This window comes from Escherichia sp. KTE159 (genome assembly GCF_000408805.1).
Taxonomy (GTDB): domain Bacteria; phylum Pseudomonadota; class Gammaproteobacteria; order Enterobacterales; family Enterobacteriaceae; genus Escherichia; species Escherichia marmotae.
In genome coordinates this window covers 2,368,443-2,391,741 of sequence record NZ_KE137292.1, presented here as the reverse complement: position 1 = coordinate 2,391,741, position 23,299 = coordinate 2,368,443, and the positions used below count along the sequence as shown (strand labels likewise).

The 23,299-nt window shown below is 49.7% G+C and carries 20 protein-coding genes and 1 pseudogene; 11 read left to right on the top strand and 10 right to left on the bottom strand.

The genetic code is table 11. The annotated features are described in order from the left end of the window. The first annotated feature begins 5 nt into the window (after nt 1-5). The 4 genes and pseudogenes from bamB to A31E_RS26600 form a co-directional block, all read left to right on the top strand. Complete coding sequence (bamB, locus tag A31E_RS10260; protein WP_001177078.1) at nt 6-1,184, top strand: outer membrane protein assembly factor BamB; 1,179 nt, start codon at nt 6-8, stop codon at nt 1,182-1,184. A 117-nt stretch (nt 1,185-1,301) separates the two neighbouring features. Next, complete coding sequence (gene der / locus A31E_RS10265) at nt 1,302-2,777, top strand: ribosome biogenesis GTPase Der (RefSeq protein ID WP_016249070.1); 1,476 nt, start codon at nt 1,302-1,304, stop codon at nt 2,775-2,777. A 67-nt stretch (nt 2,778-2,844) separates the two neighbouring features. Continuing rightward, on the top strand, nt 2,845-3,066 hold the full coding sequence (locus A31E_RS10270; RefSeq protein ID WP_000422354.1) for a zinc ribbon domain-containing protein: 222 nt from the start codon (nt 2,845-2,847) through the stop codon (nt 3,064-3,066). Between the two features lie 182 nt (nt 3,067-3,248). Continuing rightward, nucleotides 3,249-3,455, top strand: a pseudogene (locus A31E_RS26600) (hypothetical protein); the annotation flags it as partial. Between the two features lie 238 nt (nt 3,456-3,693). On the opposite strand, the gene xseA reads toward A31E_RS26600, so the two are convergent. Continuing rightward, nucleotides 3,694-5,070 carry an exodeoxyribonuclease VII large subunit gene (gene xseA, locus A31E_RS10275; RefSeq protein WP_016249069.1) on the bottom strand — a complete coding sequence of 459 codons (1,377 nt, stop codon included), beginning with the start codon at nt 5,068-5,070 and terminating at the stop codon, nt 3,694-3,696. Nucleotides 5,071-5,231: 161 nt separating this feature from the next. Here xseA and guaB point away from each other — a divergent pair, with 161 nt between their 5' ends. Together guaB and guaA are read left to right on the top strand one after the other, a co-directional pair. Beyond that, entirely contained in the window at nt 5,232-6,698 is a 1,467-nt protein-coding gene (guaB, locus tag A31E_RS10280) for an IMP dehydrogenase (RefSeq protein ID WP_001516870.1), read from the top strand. 68 nt (nt 6,699-6,766) lie between these two features. Further along, nucleotides 6,767-8,344 carry a glutamine-hydrolyzing GMP synthase gene (gene guaA / locus A31E_RS10285; RefSeq protein ID WP_016249068.1) on the top strand — a complete coding sequence of 526 codons (1,578 nt, stop codon included), beginning with the start codon at nt 6,767-6,769 and terminating at the stop codon, nt 8,342-8,344. A gap of 150 nt (nt 8,345-8,494) precedes the next feature. Here the strand turns inward: guaA and A31E_RS10290 are convergent, their stop codons facing one another. From A31E_RS10290 to A31E_RS0122850, 3 genes are all read right to left on the bottom strand, one after another. Further along, nucleotides 8,495-9,037 (bottom strand): DUF5384 family protein, encoded by a 543-nt coding sequence (locus A31E_RS10290; RefSeq protein WP_000755156.1) that lies wholly within the window; start codon nt 9,035-9,037, stop codon nt 8,495-8,497. A gap of 15 nt (nt 9,038-9,052) precedes the next feature. Continuing rightward, a complete protein-coding gene (locus tag A31E_RS10295) occupies nt 9,053-9,571 on the bottom strand; it encodes an outer membrane lipoprotein (RefSeq protein WP_010378956.1) in 519 nt (172 codons plus the stop codon). A gap of 310 nt (nt 9,572-9,881) precedes the next feature. After that, nucleotides 9,882-10,073, bottom strand: a complete 192-nt coding sequence (locus A31E_RS0122850; RefSeq protein ID WP_000076002.1) for a YfgG family protein — start codon at nt 10,071-10,073, stop codon at nt 9,882-9,884. Nucleotides 10,074-10,090: 17 nt separating this feature from the next. Between A31E_RS0122850 and A31E_RS26100 the strand changes: the two genes are divergently transcribed. Further along, nucleotides 10,091-10,243, top strand: a complete 153-nt coding sequence (locus A31E_RS26100) for a hypothetical protein (RefSeq protein ID WP_000019728.1) — start codon at nt 10,091-10,093, stop codon at nt 10,241-10,243. A 180-nt stretch (nt 10,244-10,423) separates the two neighbouring features. Continuing rightward, nucleotides 10,424-12,667 (top strand): bifunctional diguanylate cyclase/phosphodiesterase, encoded by a 2,244-nt coding sequence (locus A31E_RS10300; RefSeq protein ID WP_016249067.1) that lies wholly within the window; start codon nt 10,424-10,426, stop codon nt 12,665-12,667. 44 nt (nt 12,668-12,711) lie between these two features. Here A31E_RS10300 and ppx read toward each other — a convergent pair whose 3' ends face one another. From ppx to purM, 4 genes are all read right to left on the bottom strand, one after another. Further along, complete coding sequence (gene ppx / locus A31E_RS10305; protein WP_016249066.1) at nt 12,712-14,253, bottom strand: exopolyphosphatase; 1,542 nt, start codon at nt 14,251-14,253, stop codon at nt 12,712-12,714. A 4-nt stretch (nt 14,254-14,257) separates the two neighbouring features. Further along, nucleotides 14,258-16,324, bottom strand: coding sequence for a polyphosphate kinase 1 (ppk1, locus tag A31E_RS10310; protein WP_001516868.1), 2,067 nt, complete (start codon nt 16,322-16,324; stop codon nt 14,258-14,260). Between the two features lie 171 nt (nt 16,325-16,495). Next, nucleotides 16,496-17,134, bottom strand: coding sequence for a phosphoribosylglycinamide formyltransferase (gene purN / locus A31E_RS10315; protein ID WP_001028606.1), 639 nt, complete (start codon nt 17,132-17,134; stop codon nt 16,496-16,498). Then, entirely contained in the window at nt 17,134-18,171 is a 1,038-nt protein-coding gene (gene purM, locus A31E_RS10320; RefSeq protein ID WP_001516867.1) for a phosphoribosylformylglycinamidine cyclo-ligase, read from the bottom strand. The genes purN and purM overlap by 1 nt, the downstream gene beginning before the upstream one ends. A 324-nt stretch (nt 18,172-18,495) precedes the next feature. On the opposite strand from purM, the gene upp reads away from it, so the two are divergent. The 3 genes from upp (at nt 18,496) to A31E_RS10335 (ending at nt 21,294) form a co-directional block, all read left to right on the top strand. Beyond that, nucleotides 18,496-19,122, top strand: coding sequence for a uracil phosphoribosyltransferase (gene upp / locus A31E_RS10325; protein ID WP_001295473.1), 627 nt, complete (start codon nt 18,496-18,498; stop codon nt 19,120-19,122). Between the two features lie 85 nt (nt 19,123-19,207). Next, the gene (gene uraA / locus A31E_RS10330) at nt 19,208-20,497 is read left to right on the top strand and encodes a uracil permease (protein ID WP_016249065.1); all 1,290 of its coding nucleotides are present in this window, start codon (nt 19,208-19,210) and stop codon (nt 20,495-20,497) included. 95 nt (nt 20,498-20,592) lie between these two features. Continuing rightward, nucleotides 20,593-21,294: a DnaA inactivator Hda gene (locus A31E_RS10335; protein ID WP_001307333.1), complete on the top strand. Its 702-nt coding sequence runs from the start codon at nt 20,593-20,595 to the stop codon at nt 21,292-21,294. A gap of 137 nt (nt 21,295-21,431) precedes the next feature. On the opposite strand, the gene arsC is transcribed toward A31E_RS10335, so the two are convergent. Further along, nucleotides 21,432-21,791 carry an arsenate reductase (glutaredoxin) gene (arsC, locus tag A31E_RS10340; RefSeq protein WP_000166463.1) on the bottom strand — a complete coding sequence of 120 codons (360 nt, stop codon included), beginning with the start codon at nt 21,789-21,791 and terminating at the stop codon, nt 21,432-21,434. A 20-nt stretch (nt 21,792-21,811) separates the two neighbouring features. Continuing rightward, nucleotides 21,812-23,275: a beta-barrel assembly-enhancing protease gene (gene bepA, locus A31E_RS10345; protein WP_000489687.1), complete on the bottom strand. Its 1,464-nt coding sequence runs from the start codon at nt 23,273-23,275 to the stop codon at nt 21,812-21,814. Nucleotides 23,276-23,299: the final 24 nt, after the last annotated feature.

Below are 23,299 nucleotides of genomic sequence, written 5' to 3'. Positions count from 1 at the left end.
ACCCGATGCAATTGCGTAAATTACTGCTGCCAGGAATGCTTTCCGTTACCCTTTTAAGCGGCTGTTCGCTGTTTAACAGTGAAGAAGATGTGGTGAAGATGTCCCCATTACCGACCGTTGAAAACCAGTTTACGCCGACCACGGCGTGGAGCACTTCCGTTGGTAGCGGCATTGGTAACTTCTACTCTAATCTTCATCCGGCATTGGCGGATAACGTTGTCTATGCTGCCGATCGCGCTGGTTTGGTTAAAGCGATGAATGCGGATGACGGCAAAGAAATCTGGTCTGTCAGTCTGGCCGAGAAAGATGGCTGGTTATCTAAAGAGCCTGCGTTACTTTCCGGCGGCGTGACCGTCGCGGGTGGTCATGTCTATATTGGCAGCGAAAAAGCGCAGGTTTACGCGCTGAACACCAGCGATGGTACTGTTGCATGGCAAACCAAAGTAGCGGGTGAAGCACTTTCTCGTCCGGTAGTCAGTGACGGTCTGGTTTTGATTCACACCAGCAACGGTCAGTTGCAGGCGTTGAACGAAGCTGACGGCGCTGTTAAATGGACAGTTAACCTCGATATGCCTTCGCTCTCTCTGCGTGGCGAGTCTGCGCCAGCAACTGCATTTGGTGCGGCAGTGGTCGGTGGTGATAATGGTCGCGTCAGTGCTGTGTTGATGCAGCAGGGACAGATGATTTGGCAGCAGCGTATCTCCCAGGCGACCGGTTCTACCGAAATCGACCGTTTGAGCGATGTTGATACTACGCCGGTTGTGGTGAACGGTGTTGTTTTCGCGCTGGCCTATAATGGTAACCTGACGGCGCTTGATTTGCGCAGTGGTCAGATTATGTGGAAACGCGAGTTGGGTTCGGTGAATGATTTCATCGTCGACGGCAACCGCATCTATCTGGTCGATCAAAATGACCGGGTGATGGCGCTGACCATCGACGGTGGCGTTACACTGTGGACTCAAAGCGATCTGCTGCATCGCCTGCTGACGTCCCCGGTGCTGTATAATGGCAATCTGGTGGTGGGTGACAGCGAAGGTTATCTGCACTGGATTAACGTTGAAGATGGCCGTTTCGTTGCCCAGCAAAAAGTTGATAGCTCCGGTTTCCAGACTGACCCGGTTGCCGCTGATGGCAAACTGCTGATCCAGGCAAAAGACGGGACCGTGTATTCCATTACACGTTAATCGTCTCTGTCGTTCACTTTGAAAACGGCTCCTGGACAGGGGCCGTTTTCCTGTTTTTAACAACGACGCGAAAATTGCGGGCGTTGTCTGATGATTTATAAAAATGAGGCTTTAAACATGGTACCTGTGGTCGCGCTTGTCGGGCGCCCTAACGTAGGAAAATCCACGTTATTTAACCGTCTAACTCGCACCCGAGATGCGCTGGTTGCGGATTTCCCGGGTCTGACTCGTGACCGTAAGTACGGTCGTGCGGAAATTGAAGGCCGCGAGTTTATCTGTATTGATACCGGCGGGATTGACGGCACAGAAGACGGTGTAGAAACCCGCATGGCGGAACAATCGCTGCTGGCGATTGAAGAGGCGGATGTGGTGCTGTTTATGGTGGATGCACGCGCGGGTCTGATGCCAGCGGATGAAGCCATTGCCAAACATCTGCGTTCCCGCGAAAAGCCAACCTTCCTGGTGGCGAATAAAACTGACGGACTGGATCCGGATCAAGCAATCGTTGATTTTTATTCACTTGGTTTAGGTGAAATCTACCCGATTGCCGCTTCGCATGGTCGTGGTGTTTTGAGTCTGCTTGAGCATGTTCTGCTACCGTGGATGGAAGATATCGCGCCGCAAGAAGAAGTGGATGAAGACGCGGAATATTGGGCGCAATTTGAAGCGCAAGAGAATGGCGAGGAAGAAGAAGAGGAAGACGACTTCGATCCGCAAAGTCTGCCGATCAAACTGGCGATAGTGGGTCGTCCGAACGTGGGTAAGTCTACACTCACTAACCGTATTCTCGGTGAAGAGCGCGTGGTGGTTTACGACATGCCCGGGACTACGCGCGACAGCATCTACATTCCAATGGAACGTGATGGACGTGAGTATGTACTCATTGACACAGCAGGCGTACGTAAACGTGGCAAAATTACCGATGCGGTAGAGAAGTTCTCGGTAATCAAAACGTTGCAGGCAATTGAAGATGCCAACGTTGTGATGCTGGTGATTGATGCACGCGAAGGTATTTCCGATCAGGATCTCTCCCTGCTGGGCTTTATTCTCAATAGTGGGCGCTCACTTGTGATTGTGGTGAACAAGTGGGATGGCCTGAGCCTGGAAGTGAAGGAGCAGGTGAAAGAGACGCTGGACTTCCGTCTGGGCTTTATCGATTTTGCTCGCGTGCACTTTATCTCTGCGTTGCATGGTAGTGGCGTTGGTAACCTGTTTGAATCAGTGCGTGAAGCGTATGACAGCTCTACCCGTCGCGTAGGCACGTCTATGCTGACGCGTATCATGACTATGGCTGTTGAAGACCACCAGCCGCCGCTGGTTCGCGGTCGTCGCGTGAAGCTGAAATATGCCCACGCCGGTGGTTACAACCCGCCGATTGTGGTAATCCACGGCAACCAGGTAAAAGACCTGCCGGATTCCTATAAGCGTTATCTGATGAATTACTTCCGCAAATCTCTGGATGTGATGGGTACGCCGATTCGTATTCAGTTCAAAGAAGGGGAAAACCCGTATGCGAACAAGCGTAACACCCTGACGCCGACCCAGATGCGTAAGCGCAAGCGTCTGATGAAGCACATCAAAAAAAATAAGTAATAGTAGGTAAGTACTTATCTATAGTTTCCCTCTCGTAAGTAGGGGGAAACTTATCGAAGGAGTTTATATGGAACTCAACTGCCCAATCTGTCAGAAACCTCTCGAGCGTAATGGTGACATCGCTCATTGTGAAACCTGTGACAAAAATTTCTCTCTCCAGGCATTGTGCCCTGATTGCCATCAGCCTTTGCAGGTACTCAAAGCCTGCGGTGCGGTAGATTACTTCTGTCAGAATGGTCACGGGCTTATTTCCCGCAAACGTGTTGAGTTTGTCCTTCCTGAATATTAAGTTTTATTTAAAATTTATATTCACACTATAAAAATTAGATTTATCAGTGTCTGGTCGATAAACAGATCGGTTAGACCATTTTAATTAAAATTGTATTTATATTTGCTTGAGTGATTTTTCCTTTATGTGTGGAATATACTGCCTGTCATTATTAATTTTTTGTATTGATATATTATTCAGGGATGGTGCATTGGGGGCGCTGTATTGTAATGATACTGATCTCTGGTGCAGCCATTGCCGCACCGGAGACAAACATTAAACAAAATAACGACCCATAGCTCGAGTTCGGCAGCGAAGCGACCCGACAAGAAGCACAAAATAATAAAGGAACTTCATTTAAAGAACGCAGTGCCGATTACATCACCAACTCTGCAACACAAGGGTTTGAAAAACACATCGACCTCTGTTGAAAACAGAATTACCTTCTGGTGCAGTTGTTGTGGTGGCACCAAATGTCGCCAACGAAACCTGGGCGTTGGGACACTGAGTTGATTCAGGCAAATGTGATATAGCAAAACAGTGTGGAAGTATGAGTAATACGCCAGGGTACATTCAGTGATGCCCGGATTATATCTGGTGTTGGCATGGTGATATTGCCGGATGCGATACTGGCGCATCTTATCCGGCCTACGGATTAGCCGCTTTTTTACGTGGTTTGCGGGTTTTCATAACTGAACTGACTTCGCTGACCACCACGCCATCACCTAACCGCGTGGTCAACGTATCGCCCGCTTTGACCTGCTTAACCTGTTTCAGCACTGTGCCATCGGCGGCGCTGGTTACGCTATATCCACGCGCCAGTGTTGACAGCGGGCTCACGGCTTCCAGGTGTGTTACTGCATTACCAAAACGTTCACGTGTTACGCTAAGTTGTGCGTGTAACACTTCCGCCAGACGATATTCCAGTTGCTGAATCCGCGTTTGCGCGCGATGAATACGTGACTGCGGATTTTGCTGGGTTAGTCGCTGTGTTAATCGCTGCTGTTGCTGTCCGACACGTTTTAGCTGATTTTCCAGTGCAAAGCTCATCCGCTTTTGTAGACGTTCGAGAGTGGTTTGCTGACGCGCCAGCCGTAGCTGTGGGTGCTGCTGCTGTAATCGATGATGAATCTGTGTAAAACGCCGGGTGCGATTGGCGAGATAATAATCCATCGCCATCTCCAGTCGCTGACGGGCAGATTGCACCTGACGGAGTAATTCTTGCTGATTACGGCTCACCACTTCGGCGGCAGCCGATGGTGTGGGTGCTCGTAAATCGGCAACAAAATCGGCAATGGTCACATCAGTTTCATGTCCAACGGCGCTGACAACCGGAATGTGACTGGCAAAAATCGCCCGCGCTACGCGTTCGTCATTAAAACTCCATAAATCTTCCAGCGACCCGCCGCCGCGCCCGACAATCAATACGTCGCACTCGTTGCGCTTATTCGCCAGTTCAATGGCGCGAACAATTTGCCCAGGCGCATCATCACCCTGTACGGCGGTAGGATAGATGATCACGGGTAGAGACGGATCGCGGCGTTTAAGCACATGCAAAATATCGTGCAACGCGGCACCGGTTTTTGAGGTGATGACACCTACACAGTGCGCGGGGGAGGGGAGTGGCTTCTTAAACTGTTGATCGAACAAACCTTCAGCCTGCAATTTCGCTTTTAGCTGTTCATACTTCTGTTGCAACAAGCCTTCACCGGCGGGCTGCATACTTTCAACGATTATCTGATAGTCACCACGCGGCTCATACAGCGTAATATTGGCGCGAACCAGCACCTGTTGCCCGTGCTGTGGGCGAAAGGCTACCCGGCGGTTGCTGTTACGGAACATTGCGCAGCGCACCTGGGCGGTATCGTCTTTGAGCGTAAAATACCAGTGACCGGAAGCCGGTTGCGTGAAGTTAGATATTTCTCCGCTGATCCATACCTGTCCCATCTCATGCTCAAGCAGCAGACGAACCGTTTGATTCAGGCGACTAACGGTAAAAATTGCAGGGGATTGAGAAGGTAACATGTGAGCGAGATCAAATTCTAAATCAGCAAGTTATTCAGTCGATAGTAACCCGCCAGCAGGGGATAGCAAGCATTTTTTGCAAAAAGGGGTAGATGCAATCGGTTACGCTCTGTATAATGCCGCGGCAATATTTATTAACCACTCTGGTCGAGATATTGCCCATGCTACGTATCGCTAAAGAAGCTCTGACGTTTGACGACGTTCTCCTCGTTCCTGCTCATTCTACCGTCCTGCCGAATACCGCTGACCTCAGCACTCAACTGACGAAAACTATTCGTCTGAACATCCCTATGCTTTCCGCAGCAATGGATACCGTAACGGAAGCGCGCCTGGCTATTGCCCTGGCTCAGGAAGGCGGTATTGGCTTTATCCACAAAAACATGTCCATTGAACGCCAGGCGGAAGAAGTTCGCCGCGTGAAAAAACACGAGTCTGGCGTGGTGACTGACCCGCAGACTGTTCTGCCAACCACGACTCTGCGCGAGGTGAAAGAACTGACCGAGCGTAACGGTTTTGCTGGCTACCCGGTAGTAACCGAAGAAAACGAACTGGTTGGTATCATCACCGGTCGTGACGTGCGTTTTGTGACCGACCTGAATCAGCCGGTTAGCGTTTACATGACGCCGAAAGAGCGTCTGGTGACCGTGCGTGAAGGCGAAGCCCGTGAAGTTGTGCTGACCAAAATGCACGAAAAACGCGTTGAGAAAGCGCTGGTGGTTGATGATGAATTCCACCTGATTGGCATGATCACCGTGAAAGATTTCCAGAAAGCGGAGCGTAAACCGAACGCCTGTAAAGACGAGCAAGGCCGTCTGCGTGTTGGTGCGGCGGTTGGTGCTGGCGCAGGTAACGAAGAGCGTGTTGATGCGCTGGTGGCCGCTGGTGTTGATGTTCTGCTGATCGACTCCTCTCACGGTCACTCTGAAGGTGTTCTGCAACGTATTCGCGAAACCCGAGCCAAATACCCGGATCTGCAAATCATCGGCGGTAACGTCGCCACTGCTGCAGGCGCTCGTGCGCTGGCGGAAGCCGGTTGTAGCGCGGTTAAAGTTGGTATCGGCCCTGGTTCTATTTGTACCACCCGTATCGTCACTGGCGTAGGTGTTCCGCAGATCACCGCCGTTGCTGACGCAGTAGAAGCCCTGGAAGGCACCGGTATTCCAGTTATCGCTGACGGTGGTATTCGCTTCTCCGGCGATATCGCTAAAGCTATCGCTGCTGGCGCAAGCGCGGTGATGGTAGGCTCCATGCTGGCAGGTACGGAAGAATCTCCGGGTGAAATCGAACTCTACCAGGGCCGTTCTTATAAATCTTACCGTGGTATGGGCTCTCTGGGCGCGATGTCCAAAGGTTCTTCTGACCGTTACTTCCAGAGCGACAACGCCGCTGACAAACTGGTGCCAGAAGGCATCGAAGGCCGTGTGGCTTACAAAGGTCGCCTGAAAGAGATCATCCACCAGCAGATGGGCGGTCTGCGCTCCTGTATGGGCCTGACCGGCTGTGGTACTATCGACGAGCTGCGTACTAAAGCGGAGTTTGTACGTATCAGCGGTGCTGGCATTCAGGAAAGCCACGTTCATGACGTGACCATCACCAAAGAGTCCCCGAACTACCGTATGGGCTCCTGATTCTCTTCGCCCGACTTCATGTCGGGCGATTTATATTATCTGTTTCACTTGCCTCGGAATAAGCGTCAATGACGGAAAACATTCATAAGCATCGCATCCTCATTCTGGACTTCGGTTCACAGTACACCCAACTGGTTGCGCGCCGCGTGCGTGAGCTGGGCGTTTACTGTGAACTGTGGGCATGGGATGTGACAGAAGCACAAATTCGTGACTTCAACCCAAGCGGCATTATTCTTTCCGGCGGCCCGGAAAGCACCACCGAAGAAAACAGCCCGCGAGCGCCGCAGTATGTCTTTGAAGCAGGCGTACCGGTATTCGGCGTTTGCTATGGTATGCAGACCATGGCGATGCAGTTAGGTGGCCATGTTGAAGCCTCTAACGAGCGTGAGTTTGGTTATGCACAGGTTGAAGTACAAACTGATAGCGCGCTCATTCGTGGCATCGAAGATGCGTTAAGTGCAGACGGCAAACCGCTGCTTGACGTGTGGATGAGCCACGGCGATAAGGTAACTGCAATTCCTGAGGGTTTCGTTACCGTAGCCAGCACCGAAAGTTGCCCGTTTGCCATAATGGCTAACGAAGAAAAACGTTTCTATGGCGTACAGTTCCACCCGGAAGTGACTCACACCCGTCAGGGGATGCGTATGCTGGAGCGTTTTGTGCGCGATATCTGCCAGTGTGAAGCACTGTGGACACCAGCAAAAATTATCGATGACGCCGTAGCCCGCATTCGCGAGCAGGTGGGCGATGATAAAGTGATCCTTGGCCTCTCTGGTGGCGTGGACTCTTCTGTTACTGCGATGCTTCTGCACCGTGCTATCGGTAAAAACCTGACCTGCGTATTCGTCGACAACGGCCTGCTGCGTCTGAATGAAGCTGAACAGGTAATGGATATGTTTAGTGATCGCTTCGGCCTGAACATCATTCACGTTCCGGCAGAAGAGCGTTTCCTGGCTGCGCTGGCGGGTGAAAACGATCCGGAAGCTAAACGTAAAATCATCGGTCGCGTCTTCGTTGAAGTATTCGATGAAGAAGCGCTGAAACTGGAAGATGTAAAGTGGCTGGCGCAGGGGACTATCTACCCTGACGTTATTGAATCCGCCGCTTCTGCGACGGGTAAAGCGCACGTTATCAAATCTCACCACAACGTAGGCGGCCTGCCGAAAGAGATGAAGATGGGCCTGGTTGAACCGCTGAAAGAGCTGTTCAAAGACGAAGTGCGTAAGATTGGTCTGGAGCTGGGTCTGCCGTACGACATGCTGTACCGCCACCCGTTCCCGGGGCCTGGCCTTGGCGTTCGCGTGTTGGGTGAAGTGAAGAAAGAGTACTGCGACCTGCTGCGCCGTGCGGATGCCATCTTCATTGAAGAACTGCGTAAAGCTGATCTGTACGACAAAGTCAGCCAGGCATTCACAGTCTTCCTGCCAGTACGCTCCGTAGGCGTAATGGGCGATGGTCGTAAATATGACTGGGTTGTCTCTCTGCGTGCTGTCGAAACCATCGACTTTATGACCGCACACTGGGCGCACCTGCCATATGATTTCTTAGGGCGCGTTTCCAACCGTATTATCAATGAAGTGAATGGTATTTCCCGCGTGGTGTATGACATCAGCGGTAAGCCGCCAGCTACTATTGAGTGGGAATAAACCCGAACACTAAATGCTGAGGTTTTCTATTCGTACGAGGCTTCAGCATATTTTGGTAACAAAACCCTCTGTTCATCCACTGGAGGGTTTTTTATGCAATTAAAAAGCCCATAATCCTCACGAATTACAGGCCTGGTAGTGGAAAGACGATTAATTAAACCAACTGTCTGATTTATTCTCTTCTGCTTTACCCACGCTTTTCATCAAATCACGACCACCTTCAGTCATATTCCTGTTAGCGTCAGCTTCAGATTGTACAACATCGGTTTGCGCTGCTTTGTGTTTCAGTTCCTGATCGATAAATTCGTTCTCACGCTTAACGCGCGCTTCTTCTTTTGCCAGCGCCAGTTTTTGCTTCTGAATCTCTAAGTTGCGCAGCTCATCTTCATAACTTTGATCGCGCTTTTTATCCGCAGTGAATTCGGCGTCCCGTTTATCCTGGCGAGCTTTTTTATCCGCTGCTGCTGCTGCCGCTCTTTTATTCGCTGCGGCCTGAGCGTTTGCGCGCCGTTGCTTCTCTTGCTGGATTTCCCTGTTGCGCTCCGCAACCCATTCGTCATGCTGCCTTTGTTCTTCATTTTTGCCTTGCTGTTCAGCTTCTGCGACCGCAGAGAGTTGATCCTGTAATGAAGAGGCGAAAGCCGGGCTACTAACAGCAGCTAATATGGCGGCGCAAAGAAAAACTTTCTTCATGAGTCCTCCTGATAGTTAGCTCTTTTCAGGACATTTTGTATTTGGCTGAATACGCGTTTCGTTATAAGTGGTGGTAATAACAACGGCTAAACCCGTTGTGAACTGGCATTCTTTACCCACCTGGGTGGAGGTGTACACTTTGGTGCCTTCCTTATAAGTTAAAGAGACACCTTCCACTAAGGTTTTATCATTCACCATAGTACCCGCTGCCGCGCCTACAGCTCCGCCACCAACTGCACCAGCCGTTGTTCCGGAGTTACTACCAGATCCAACGTTATGGCCGATAACGCCGCCTGCGACAGCGCCAATAAGTGCGCCAAAGGCTTGCGCATTCCGTTTATTTTGTGAGTTATCTACGGCAACTTTTGCGGGAAGAATGGAGATAATATTAACGGTTTTAGTTTCTTGCTTTGTATTCAGTTGATCGGTTTGATAGACATCGGCGGCATGGTCGTCAGCATTTGACTGGCATCCTGCCAGGGTGAATGACGCTAAAATTGCCACAGGCAGAAAACATTTTTTAAATTTCATCACTATTCCTTGTTGTACACATTACGAAAAATAAGACATTTAAGATCATCAAAAGAAGAAAGTAAATGTATTGCGGATAAAGGAATAGATTTAATTTATTAAAATTCACCAAAATAATAAATTAATAAAAAATATAATTGAAATATATATATTAATTTAATGTTTATTCCGTCCTTAGGCAAGATGATCGTCAGTCAGGGCAAAGAGGCGAGATTTAAGGTGAAAGAATGCTTGCCGCTTTGATAACAACAAAGAGCAACAGCATCTGACAACATTGAGCCGTCTTGTTCAGGAAGGATGACGAAGGTAACCGCTAACGTTGTACCGATGATTCGATAGAGAGTGTGGATTGTTGAGCTTCTTTTTTGCTCTGATGATGCTGCCAGGCACTGACGGACGAGTAGATAAAGCGGCCAAAGAAGAAGATAAAGCTAATGAGTAGTACGATACGGGTCATACGACTGTTAAATCGGTGTCGTTTTCGCATACTGGTTGCCTGACTCACAAAAGGTTCCTTGAAGTATGTCCCACTCAGGAGACGGTACTTACATTAAGGCACATCAGGAAAAAATGGTCAATTCTTCGTTATGTAAAAAAGCGTCAGTGGATACATATTTTAATGTTATGGAAATTAATTTAATTATTTACAGTGCTGATGTAATAATGATGAATTAACATAATAAACGTAATAATTCATTAATCAGGGTTATTTTGTTTGATATATATCAATTGGAACTTTCATATGACACTTAGAATCAATGTCCTCTATAGCGATGAGTAATCATCTTTCGAAGTCAGGTGGGATGCCTGTCTGAATACACCCCTTCAGGATGTGGGGGATTCTGCTGAGCATCTATGAAACTGAATGCAACTTATATAAAAATACGTGATAAATGGTGGGGGCTTCCGCTGATCCTGCCTTCTTTAATTTTACCTGTTTTCGCACAAATAAATACTTTCGCGCATATTTCCTCTGGTGAAGTATTTCTCTTTTATCTGCCCCTGGCTCTGATGATCAGCATGATGATGTTTTTTGGCTGGGCAGCATTACCGGGTATAGCATTAGGCATTTTTGTTCGTAAGTATGCGGAGCTTGGCCTTTACGAAACGCTTTCGTTAACGGCTAATTTTATTATCATTATTATTATTTGTTGGGGCGGTTACAGGGTCTTTACTCCCCGGCGTAACAACGTTTCACATGGCGATACCCGCTTAATTTCCCAGCGAATTTTTTGGCAGATTTTTTTTCCTGCAACGTTGTTCCTGGTGCTTTTCCAGTTTGCGGCGTTTGTAGGATTACTGGCGAGCAAAGAAAATCTGGTAGGCGTCATGCCTTTTAACCTTGGAACCTTAATCAATTATCAGGCCCTGCTGGTCGGTAATCTTATCGGTGTCCCGCTGTGCTATTTCATCATTCGGGTGGTGCGAAATCCACTTTATTTACGTAGCTATTATTCGCAGTTAAAACAGCAGGTTGACAGAAAAGTGACCAAAAAAGAATTTGCGATCTGGTTACTGGCTTTAGGTACGTTGCTGTTGCTGTTATGTATGCCGTTAAATGAAAAAAGCACAATTTTTAGCACCAACTATACGTTATCGTTATTGTTGCCGCTGATGATGTGGGGAGCAATGCGCTACGGCTATAAGTTTATATCGCTGCTCTGGGCGGTAGTGCTGATGATCAGTATTCACTGCTATCAGAATTACATTCCCCTTTATCCAGGATATACCACGCAACTGACCATAACTTCCTCCAGTTATTTAGTTTTTTCTTTTATTGTCAATTATATGGCTGTACTGGCAACCCGTCAGCGAGCGGTGGTCAGACGCATTCAACGGCTTGCCTATGTGGACCCGGTTGTTCATCTGCCAAATATTCGCGCCCTGAACCGCGCGCTGCGCGATGCACCCTGGTCCGTGCTATGTTATTTACGCATCCCAGGCATGGAAATGCTGGTAAAGAACTATGGCATCATGCTACGCATTCAATATAAACAAAAAATTTCACACTGGCTGACATCATTGCTGGAGCCGGGCGAATCTGTTTATCAGCTTTCCGGCAACGACCTTGCGTTACGACTGAATACAGAATCACACCAGGAGCGCATTACCGCGCTGGATAACCATCTGAAGCAGTTTCGTTTCTTTTGGGATGGAATGCCGTTACAACCTCAGATTGGCGTTAGTTATTGCTATGTCCGCTCACCGGTTAATCATATATACCTGCTGCTCGGGGAGTTAAATACGGTTGCCGAACTTTCCATCGTGACCAATACCCCGGAAAATATGCAACGTCGTGGGGCAATGTATTTACAACGGGAATTAAAAGACAAAGTGGCGATGATGAATCGGCTACAGCAGGCGCTTGAGCATAACCAGTTTTGCCTGATGGCCCAGCCGATTACTGGGGTGCGTGGTGATGTCTATCATGAAATTCTGCTGCGCATGAAAGGAGAGAACGATGAACTCATCAATCCTGACAATTTCTTACCGGTTGCGCATGAATTTGGCTTATCGTCCAGCATCGACATGTGGGTCATCGAACATACACTGCAATTTATGGCGGAAAATAGAGAAAAAATGCCTGCCCGCCGATTTGCTATTAACCTGTCGCCAACTTCCGTTTGTCAGGCGCATTTTCCTTTGAACGTCAGTCATTTTTTAGCTAAATATCAAATAGAAGCGTGGCAGCTTATTTTTGAGGTAACAGAAAGTAATATCCTGACCAATGTTAAACAGGCACAGAATACGTTGCAGCATCTTCAGGAGTTAGGATGCCAAATTGCAATTGATGATTTTGGCACCGGCTATGCCAGTTATGCGCGGCTAAAAAATGTGAATGCCAATTTATTAAAAATTGATGGCAGCTTCATACGCAATATTGTCTCGAATAGTCTGGATTACCAGATAGTGGCGTCAATTTGTCATCTGGCGCGAATGAAGAAAATGCAAGTGGTTGCGGAATATGTTGAAAATGAAGAGATTCGCCAGGCGGTTCATTCTTTGGGTATTGATTACCTGCAAGGCTTTTTGATTGGTGAACCGCAACTGTTAGTGGATATGCTGGATGAAAGAGAACCTGTCCGGGAAAGCGCGTAATTTATTGGGGCCGACATAACATGTTGGCCCGTTTTCATTTCATCTTAAGCCGCGATTTCAGGCGTGCTTTCTTCTTCAATTTTTAACCGCCAGCCAGCCACGCCTTCCCAGTATTCTTGCTCTTTTTCCAGATCAAGCAGAACCAGCGCGTTCTGGCTAAACCAGTCATGCGGAAAACGCAGAGTCCAGTGGCTGTCATCGGTAATCAGCGTTAATGTCGGTGGGGTAGTGGTTGCCTGACGTTGGTTGTTTAGCAATACGCCAAGGCGCAATAGCTGGATTAAGGGCAGAAACTGCTTCTTCTTAAACAGCGTAAAGCGCGGCAGATCGTCGAGCTTAATCGCTTTACGGTGATAGCGTACCAGCGTCGCCATCATCAATTGTTGTTCCTGATTAAAACCCGGTAAGTCGCTGTTTTGCAGGATATAGGCCGAATGGCGATGCAATCCGCTATGGTTGATATTTAACCCGACCTCATGCAGCATGGCGGCCCAGCGTAGCAAGGCTTCCAGTTGCGGATGCGCCAGCTTCGGTTGTTGTTTCCGCCACTGTTCGTACATCTGCATGGTGGTTTCCAGCACCCGCCGTGCCTGTTCACTGTCAATGTGATACTGGTTGGCGAGGCTGCTGGCGGTACGACTACGTACATCCTGATGGCGAAAACGGCCTTCCATTTCATAAAGTACGCCTTCGCGTAGCGCACCGTCAGAAAGCCGCAGTTCACGGATAGCTAAGGCATCAAACACACCGCATAAAATTGCTAGTCCAGGGACAAATACGGTTTTCCGTTCTTCGGAAAGGCCCGGTAAACTAAGCGATGCAAAATTACGATGGCGTAAAACTTCTTTCACCAGTTTTTCGAGACGTTCCGGGGTAATAATCCCGTCTTTCTCGCCCATTTCCATCAACACTTCATGGGCGGCTTTAATGGTGCCGGAAGCGCCCATTGCCACGTTCCAGCCCTGAATCCGGAATTGCCAGGTTAAGGTTTCCAGTTTTTGCGCCGCTGCCATGCGTGCGCGCTGAAAATTCTCTTTATTGATGACGCCACCCTGGAAATAAAGCTGGGCAAAGCTGACGCAACCCATTCGGCGGCTTTCCACGAGAATGGGTTCAAAATTTTCGCCAATCACCAGTTCCGTTGAGCCGCCGCCAATATCAATAACCAGCTTGCGGCCTTTTTCCGGTTGGGTATGCTCCACGCCCATAAAAATCAGACGTGCTTCTTCATTACCGGAGATAATTTCAATCGGGTAGGGGATAACCTTTTCTGCTCGCTTCAGAAAGTCAGTGGCATTCAGCGCCTGACGTAGCGTATGGGTCCCAACAATACAGACGCTGGAAGGAGAAAATCCTTGCAGGCGTTCGGCAAACAGCGACAGGCAGTTTAAGCCGCGCGTCATTGCTTCTTCACTCAACATATTATCTGGCCCCAGACCGTCCGCCAGATGCACACGCTGTTTCAGGCGACCAATAATCTGCATTGCGCCATCCACCACACGGGCAATGACCATGTGGAAACTGTTTGAACCAAGGTCGACCGCAGCAAACTCCTGTGGACGAGGGGATTTGTCGTGTATTGGCATAGGGTTATTCAGATTGTTCGAGTGATTTGATGTAGTCGTAAATCGCCAACTGCGCCCGTACTTTGCGGCGGTTACCGCGGGGAACGTAGCGATTACTGAGTTCTTTATCGATATAACGCGCTTTGACTGTATCGCTGAACAGAATTTCGATGATGTCCAGTACCCGCTGCTTCAGCCGTGGGTCGAGCAGTGGCGTTGCCACTTCAATACGATAATCAATATTGCGTGTCATCCAGTCGGCGGAGGACAGGTAAACCTTTTTATCGCCGCCATTTTCAAAAATATAAACCCGGTCATGTTCCAGGTAACGATCGACAATGCTGATAGCACGGATGTTATCGCTAATGCCTTCCAGATTAGGGATCAGTGAACACATCCCGCGCACCAGCAGATTCACCGGCACGCCGGAGCTGGAGGCCGCATACAGACGATCAACCAGACCTTTATCGACCAGGTTATTCAATTTCAGGGTAATACCGCTGGGTAGCCCTTGTTGAGCGTTGGCGATCTCGCGGTCTACCATTTCATACAGCAGGCGACGAGAGTTTTGCGGTGACACCATTAAATAATCGAATGTCACGGGACGGTATGGATTTTCAATAAAATTGAACACTCGCCGTACTTCGTTGGTGATACGCGCATCGGCAGTCAGCAGCGAGTAGTCGGTATAAAGGCGCGCCGTTTTTTCGTTAAAGTTCCCGGTTCCGATATGCGCATAACGCACAACTTCGCCGTTTTCTTTACGCGAAATCAGGAATAATTTGGCATGAATCTTCAGCCCCGGGGCAGAGAAGATCACATGTACTCCCGCTTCGGTAAGCCGCTTCGCCCAATGAATGTTAGCTTCTTCGTCGAAACGTGCCTGTAACTCAACCACCACGGTGACTTTCTTACCGTTGTGCGCGGCGTGGATCATCGAGTCGATGATGCGCGAATCTTTCGCCACGCGGTAAATGTTAATTTTAATCGCCAGTACGCTTGGGTCGAACGAGGCCTGGCGTAGCAGTTCCAGCACGTGCTCAAAAGTGTGATAAGGATAATAGAGCAGCACATCGTGTTCGCGAATGGCGTCAAAACCGTTGCGGAACTGGGCTTTATCAAACCATATATGGCGTAAACGCGGCAGTGGTTTGTTCACCAGATTGGCTTTGCCGACATTGGGGAAATTAATAAAGTCTTTAAAATTGTGATAACGGCCGCCGGGTACGATGGAGTCGTAGCGGGAGATAGTCAGTTTCTCACGCAACACTTCAACCAGCGCACTGGGCATATCGCGTTGATAAACAAAACGTACCGGTTCTGCGGTTAAGCGCTGCTTCAGGCTGGAAGACATCAACTCCATCAGGCTGGCTTCCATCTCGTGCACTAAATCGTATTCGGCATCGCGGGTCATCTTCATCGAATAGGCATTCAGCGCGTCGTAATCAAAGAAGCCTTTGAAAATATCATCAAGGCAGTAACGCAGAATGTTATCCAACAGAATCATTGGCTTGCGTCGACGCGGTGCTTCCGGCGGTAAATTCACAAAGCGCGGCACTTTATCTGATGGGATCTCCAGCAGCGCGTAACGGATGGTATCGCCACGGATAATTTCCACTGCCAGATAGGTGTAATCATCTTTCAGGAACTGCACTAAATCAGTGTCAGCATTGATTAAAATCGGCGTAATGTGCTGACGCAGATACTGCTTAAAGTAATGACGCAGCCAGTTTTGTTGATTGACGGAGAGCTGGCGTTCATTAATCAGGAAGATCTGGTTACGCGCCATCTCCAGCAGCAGTTCGTTGTAGAGACCGTCGAATTCCTGATCGGCTTTCAGCACGCGGGACTGAATTTTGCCCAGTAAATGGCGGGAATGAGAGTTAGAACCTTGTTCTTCGCTAATAATGATGCGTCGCTTCAGTTCAGCGAAGCGGACTTTATAGAACTCATCAAGGTTATTGGAATAGATCCCAAGGAAACGCATCCTTTCAATCAGCGGGTTAGATTTGTCCGCCGCTTCCTGAAGCACGCGTTCATTGAACGATAACCAACTGAGCTCTTTTTCGATGTATAGCTTTTCCTGACCCATTACCACTTTTACTCCGTTTTATTCACGGGACACTGCCTGGATATTATGGCGAGCAATATTGGCAGATGTCCAACTATGCCAGAAAAGGGGGAAAAAAACTGCTGGAGCTTGCGATTTACAAGGGAATTGAAAAGCGCCAACGGTAGAGCTGACGCTTTAACTACGGTGGCATTACTCGTCGGCGGCGTAACCCTGCGGCGGCAGGCGTTGACCATCCAGCCACGCGGCGTTTTCGTGCATCTTCAGACGCCCATCGGCAAACCAGCTAATTACCAGTGGGTAAATAGCGTGTTCCTGGGTTTGCACGCGGGCGATGATTTCATCTTCCGTATCACCTGCAAATACCGGGACTTTTGCCTGTAAAACAACCGGTCCGCCGTCCAGTTCATCGGTGACGAAATGCACCGATGTGCCGTGTTCCTCATCACCATTTTCCAGCGCCTGGCGATGGGTATGCAAACCGGGATATTTTGGTAGTAGGGAAGGGTGGATGTTCAACAAACGCCCGGTGTAGTGAGAAACAAACGTCGGGCTGAGAATGCGCATAAAACCGGCCAGCACGACCACGTCGGGTGCGTACATGTCGATTTCGTGAATCAACTCCCGGTCATAGGCTTCACGACTGTCAAACGCGCTGGCGATGAGCGTATGTGTTGCAATACCGGCTTTGCGGGCGCGTTCAAGGCCGAACGCGTCGGCCTTATTGCTGAAAACTGCCCGTAGGGTGCCTTTAATTTTGTTGGTTTTGCAGGCGTCAATAATTGCCTGCAAATTACTTCCGTTGCCGGAAATAAGCACCACAATATTCATTATTCGATAACCACGCGTTGTTCGGAATCAGAGGCTTTGATGATACCGATTTTCCACGCGTTTTCACCGTTGTCATTGAGCAGGGCGAGAGCTTTGTCCACTTCCGGAGCCGGCAGGGCGATAATCATCCCGACGCCGCAGTTGAAGGTGCGATACATTTCATGGCGGCTGACATTGCCTGCCGTTTGCAGCCAGTTGAATACTTCCGGCCATTGCCAGGAGGATTCATCAATCACTGCCTGGGTATTTTCCGGCAATACGCGCGGAATATTTTCCCAAAAGCCGCCACCGGTCAGATGCGCAATGGCGTGCACATCCACTTTTTCGATCAACTCCAGTACCGATTTCACATAAATACGGGTTGGGGCCAGCAGATGATCGGCTAATGGTTTGCCGTCGAGTTCAGTGGTTTGCGGATCGCAGCCACTGACTTCAAGAATTTTGCGTACCAGCGAATAGCCGTTCGAGTGCGGGCCGCTGGAGCCGAGAGCAATCAGCACATCGCCGTCGCTGACTTTCGAACCGTCGATGATTTCTGATTTTTCTACCACCCCAACACAGAAACCAGCTACGTCATAATCTTCGCCGTGATACATCCCCGGCATCTCTGCCGTTTCGCCACCCACTAGCGAGCAGCCCGATTGCAGACACCCTTCCGCGATGCCGCTGATCACCGATGAGGCAGTATCAACATCCAGTTTTCCGGTTGCGTAATAGTCGAGGAAAAACAGCGGTTCAGCGCCTTGCACCACCAGGTCGTTAACGCACATGGCGACCAGATCGATACCGATAGTGTCGTGACGTTTTAAGTCCATCGCCAGACGCAGCTTGGTGCCTACGCCGTCAGTGCCGGAAACCAACACGGGTTCGCGATATTTTTGCGGCAGCGCACACAACGCACCGAAGCCGCCCAGACCGCCCATCACTTCCGGGCGACGCGTTTTCTTCACTACGCCTTTGATTCTTCCAACCAGAGCATTACCCGCGTCAATATCAACACCGGCATCTTTGTAGCTAAGAGAGGTTTTATCGGTCACTGCTTGGGTCCCCACGCGTTACTTGCGGTAGAAAAATAAAATTCGGCGCAATTCTAACAGGGAAAGCAAACGTTTGCGAGACTGCTTTACACAACCTTTTTTACCCCCTTTTTGCTGAGCGAGAGGTGAAAAAATGCGCGAGCAGAGGCAACGAATGATTTATTGCCAGGATAATTATCTTTTTTAACTATTTGAATGTTAAATGTATTTATCTAAATTTTCTATGGGTTTGACTAAAATCAACGAAAATAATATTGCCGCCTTGAAGAAAGGCGGTATAATCCGTCGATTTTTTTTGTGGCTGCCCCTCAAAGGAGAAAGAGTATGAAGATCGTGGAAGTCAAACACCCACTCGTCAAACACAAGCTGGGACTGATGCGTGAGCAAGATATCAGCACCAAGCGCTTTCGCGAACTCGCTTCCGAAGTGGGTAGCCTGCTGACTTACGAAGCGACCGCTGACCTCGAAACTGAAAAAGTAACCATCGAAGGCTGGAACGGCCCGGTGGAAATCGACCAGATTAAAGGTAAAAAAATTACCGTAGTGCCGATTCTGCGTGCCGGTCTGGGGATGATGGACGGCGTTCTGGAAAACGTTCCAAGTGCGCGTATCAGCGTAGTCGGTATGTACCGTAATGAAGAAACACTGGAGCCGGTGCCGTACTTCCAGAAACTGGTGTCTAACATCGATGAGCGTATGGCGCTGATCGTTGACCCAATGCTGGCAACCGGTGGTTCAGTTATCGCCACCATTGACCTACTGAAAAAAGCAGGTTGCAGCAGCATTAAAGTGTTGGTGCTGGTGGCAGCTCCAGAAGGCATCGCTGCGCTGGAAAAAGCGCACCCGGACGTTGAGCTTTATACCGCATCGATTGACCAGGGGCTGAATGAGCACGGATACATTATTCCGGGTCTCGGTGATGCCGGTGACAAAATCTTTGGTACAAAATAAAGAATAAAAATAATTAAAGCCGACTTTAAGAGTCGGCTTTTTTTTGAGTAAAGCGCCTATAACACATAATACAGAGGAATATACTATGACGCGCCGTGCTATCGGGGTGAGTGAAAGACCGCCACTTTTACAGACAATCCCGCTTAGTTTGCAACATTTGTTCGCCATGTTTGGTGCAACCGTCCTGGTGCCCGTCTTATTTCATATTAACCCGGCGACCGTACTGTTATTTAACGGTATCGGAACGCTACTGTATCTCTTCATCTGTAAAGGTAAAATCCCGGCTTATCTCGGTTCCAGCTTTGCCTTTATTTCACCGGTATTATTGTTGTTGCCGTTGGGTTATGAAGTCGCGTTGGGCGGCTTTATTATGTGCGGCGTGCTGTTCTGTCTGGTTTCTTTTATTGTGAAGAAAGCGGGAACCGGCTGGCTGGACGTCCTGTTTCCGCCCGCAGCAATGGGCGCGATCGTTGCCGTCATCGGTCTGGAGCTGGCAGGCGTAGCTGCCGGTATGGCTGGCTTACTCCCGGCTGAAGGGCAAACACCTGATTCCAAAACCGTCATCATTTCTATTACCACCCTGGCAGTCACGGTTTTAGGTTCCGTGCTGTTCCGTGGTTTCCTGGCGATTATCCCGATTTTGATTGGCGTGCTGGTGGGTTATGCGCTCTCCTTTGCGATGGGGATCGTCGATACCACGCCGATTATTAACGCTCACTGGTTTGCACTGCCAACCCTTTATACACCGCGCTTCGAGTGGTTTGCTATTCTGACTATTCTGCCAGCGGCGCTGGTGGTGATTGCCGAACACGTGGGGCATCTGGTCGTAACGGCTAACATTGTGAAGAAAGATCTGCTGCGCGATCCGGGCCTGCATCGTTCGATGTTCGCTAACGGTCTGTCGACCGTGATCTCCGGTTTCTTTGGTTCCACACCAAACACCACCTACGGGGAAAACATCGGTGTTATGGCGATCACCCGCGTATACAGTACATGGGTAATCGGCGGCGCGGCGATTTTCGCCATCCTGCTTTCCTGCGTTGGTAAACTGGCTGCCGCTATCCAGATGATCCCTCTGCCGGTGATGGGCGGCGTTTCACTGCTGCTTTACGGCGTGATTGGTGCTTCTGGTATTCGTGTGCTGATTGAATCGAAAGTGGATTACAACAAAGCTCAGAACCTGATCCTGACTTCTGTTATTTTGATCATCGGCGTCAGTGGCGCGAAGGTAAACATCGGCGCGGCGGAGCTGAAAGGCATGGCGCTGGCGACTATCGTCGGTATCGGCTTAAGCCTGATCTTCAAACTGATTAGCGTGCTGCGCCCTGAAGAAGTGGTGCTGGACGCAGAAGACGCGGATATAACAGATAAATAATGTACAGAGCGGGCAGTGTTGCTGCCCGGTTCAAACATAATGGAATTCTGTGGTAAACTTCTCGCGATTTTGTGGAATCCCTGGTTGAGGTATCTCTGAACACACCGGCACAGCTCTCTTTGCCACTTTATCTTCCTGACGACGAAACCTTTGCAAGTTTCTGGCCGGGGGATAACTCCTCTCTACTGGCCGCGCTGCAAAATGTGCTGCGTCAGGAACATAGCGGTTACATTTATCTCTGGGCACGCGAAGGCGCGGGGCGCAGCCATCTGCTGCACGCGGCTTGCGCGGAATTGTCGCAGCGTGGCGATGCGGTGGGTTATGTCCCGCTGGATAAACGCACCTGGTTTGTCCCGGAAGTGCTCGACGGTATGGAGCATTTGTCGCTGGTCTGCATCGACAATATTGAGTGTATTGCTGGCGATGAGTTGTGGGAGATGGCGATTTTCGATCTCTACAATCGGATTCTGGAGTCGGGCAAAACGCGGTTGTTGATCACCGGCGATCGCCCTCCGCGCCAGTTGAATCTGGGATTACCTGATCTCGCGTCTCGTCTCGACTGGGGGCAGATCTACAAATTGCAGCCGCTTTCTGATGAAGATAAGTTGCAGGCGCTACAGTTACGTGCTCGTTTGCGTGGTTTTGAACTGCCGGAAGATGTGGGACGTTTCTTGCTGAAGCGACTCGACAGAGAGATGCGCACGCTATTTATGACGTTGGATCAGTTGGATCGCGCGTCTATTACCGCGCAACGTAAGTTGACCATTCCGTTTGTGAAAGAGATTTTGAAGCTGTAAACGGGACGTTTATTGTCGGATGCGGCGCGAGCGCCTTATCCGACCTACTCGAATCAAGTTCATTGTATTTGTAGGCCGGATAAGACTCGTCAAGCGTCGCATCCGGCAATATGCCTTAGCTACCGAAGGGGTACATCTTAACCCACGATTTCCAGCACCTGCTCCGGCGGACGACCAATGCGCGCTTTGCCATTCGCGACCACAATCGGGCGTTCCATCAGCTTCGGATTCTCCACCATCGCCTGAATCAGCGCCTCTTCGCTAAGCGAACTGTCAGCCAGATTCAGCTCTTTATAAAGATCCTCTTTCTGGCGCATTAATTCACGGGCGCTGTTCATCCCCAGCATGTTCAGCAAATCACGCAGCGTTGCCGCATCAGCGGGGGTTTCAAGGTAGAGCACTACTTCAGGCTCTACGCCGTTTTCTTTCAGCAAGTTCAGCGTTTCACGGCTCTTTGAACAGCGCGGGTTATGGTAGATTTTTACCTGTTTGGTCATTGTTCTTCCTTTAATGCGAATTACATCTTGGTATAAGGCTTAAAGCGTTCCTGCAACTGGCGCAACTGGTCGATACGCGCATCATAGCGGGCCTGTTGCAGACTGCCTAATTTCACCTGCGAACTGGCGCTACTCAATAAGGAAATGGCCTGATCGAGTCGCCCGGCGAGCGCATAACCTTCTGCTCGCGCAGCCAGTTCCTGATCGCGGTTATTTAGCGCGGCCTCCGCCTGTGCCAGTAAATCCCAGCCATTAATGTCATCTTTATTATTAAAGGTGTAGCGATTCAGAATATTGGCCGCTTCCTGTGGTTGACCACCTTGTAAATAAGCATTCGCCAGGTTGAGCTGCAACACCGGATTGGTGCGTAAATCTCGAGCATTTTTCAGCCGATTGATCGCGTCATTGGCTTTGTTTTGCCCAAGGTCGATATCGGTTGCCAGATCGAGAAACCATGCATTCGTTGGTTCTGCCGTCAGTAATGGCTGAAGCGTTTTCCGCGCCTCGTCGTATTTATTGGCTTCCATCGCCTGCAAAGCACGACCATACTGCGCCGCGCGCTGCTGGCGAACGTTACCTTTCGCCCATTCATCCAGTAAATCGCTGGTGAGCTGGTTACGCCCGGAATTGTACATCCCCAGTGTGCGAGCTTTCGCCAGATAGAAATCTTCTGACGATTGCACCACCATCGGGCGCATCTGATTAGCACGGTTACGGGCATCTGCCAGACGGCTTTCCGGTAACGGGTGCGTCAGCAAAATTTCTGGCGGACGCGAAGAGTAGCGCGCCTGATCGAGCAATTTTTCGAGGAAAGTCGGCATCGCCTGCGGATCGAACCCCGAGCGTTGCAGCACCTGGATACCAATACGGTCTGCTTCCTGTTCGTTTTGCTGAGTGAAACTGATCATCCCCTGGCGTGTTCCCGCCAGCGTACCGGTCAGCGCCGCCATCCCCGCCTGCGGGCTGGCCATCGCCAGTAAAATAGAACCTAGCGCGCCAACCCAGGTCAGTGGTGCGCTACGCTGCTGATCTTCCATTGCTCGCGCCAGGTGACGTTGGGTGACGTGGGAGATTTCGTGCGCCATAACCGAAGCCAACTGGCTTTCGTTATCGGAATAACGGAACAGGGCAGAGTGCAGCACCACGTTGCCGCCAAAGAAAGCAAAGGCGTTAATTTCGTCGTTATTGATCAGAAAGAAATGGAACGGCGTCTTCACTGAGTTGGCATGTGAAACCAGGCGCATCCCCAACGAATTAATATATTGTGTTAACAGTGGGTCATTAATTAATGGTGCGCTACCGCGTAGCTGGCGAACGTAATAGTCGCCCATCTGCATTTCCTGACCAATGGAAAGCGTGCTTCCCGCGGAGGTTCCCATATCCGGCAAGGTGTCTGTGCTGTCGGCAAACGCCGGGGCTACCTGACCGATGGTCATGGCAGCAATGAGGGTAGCAACCAGGTTTTTTTTCAACTGCCTGAACATAACCTCTGTCCTGTATTTCTGGAG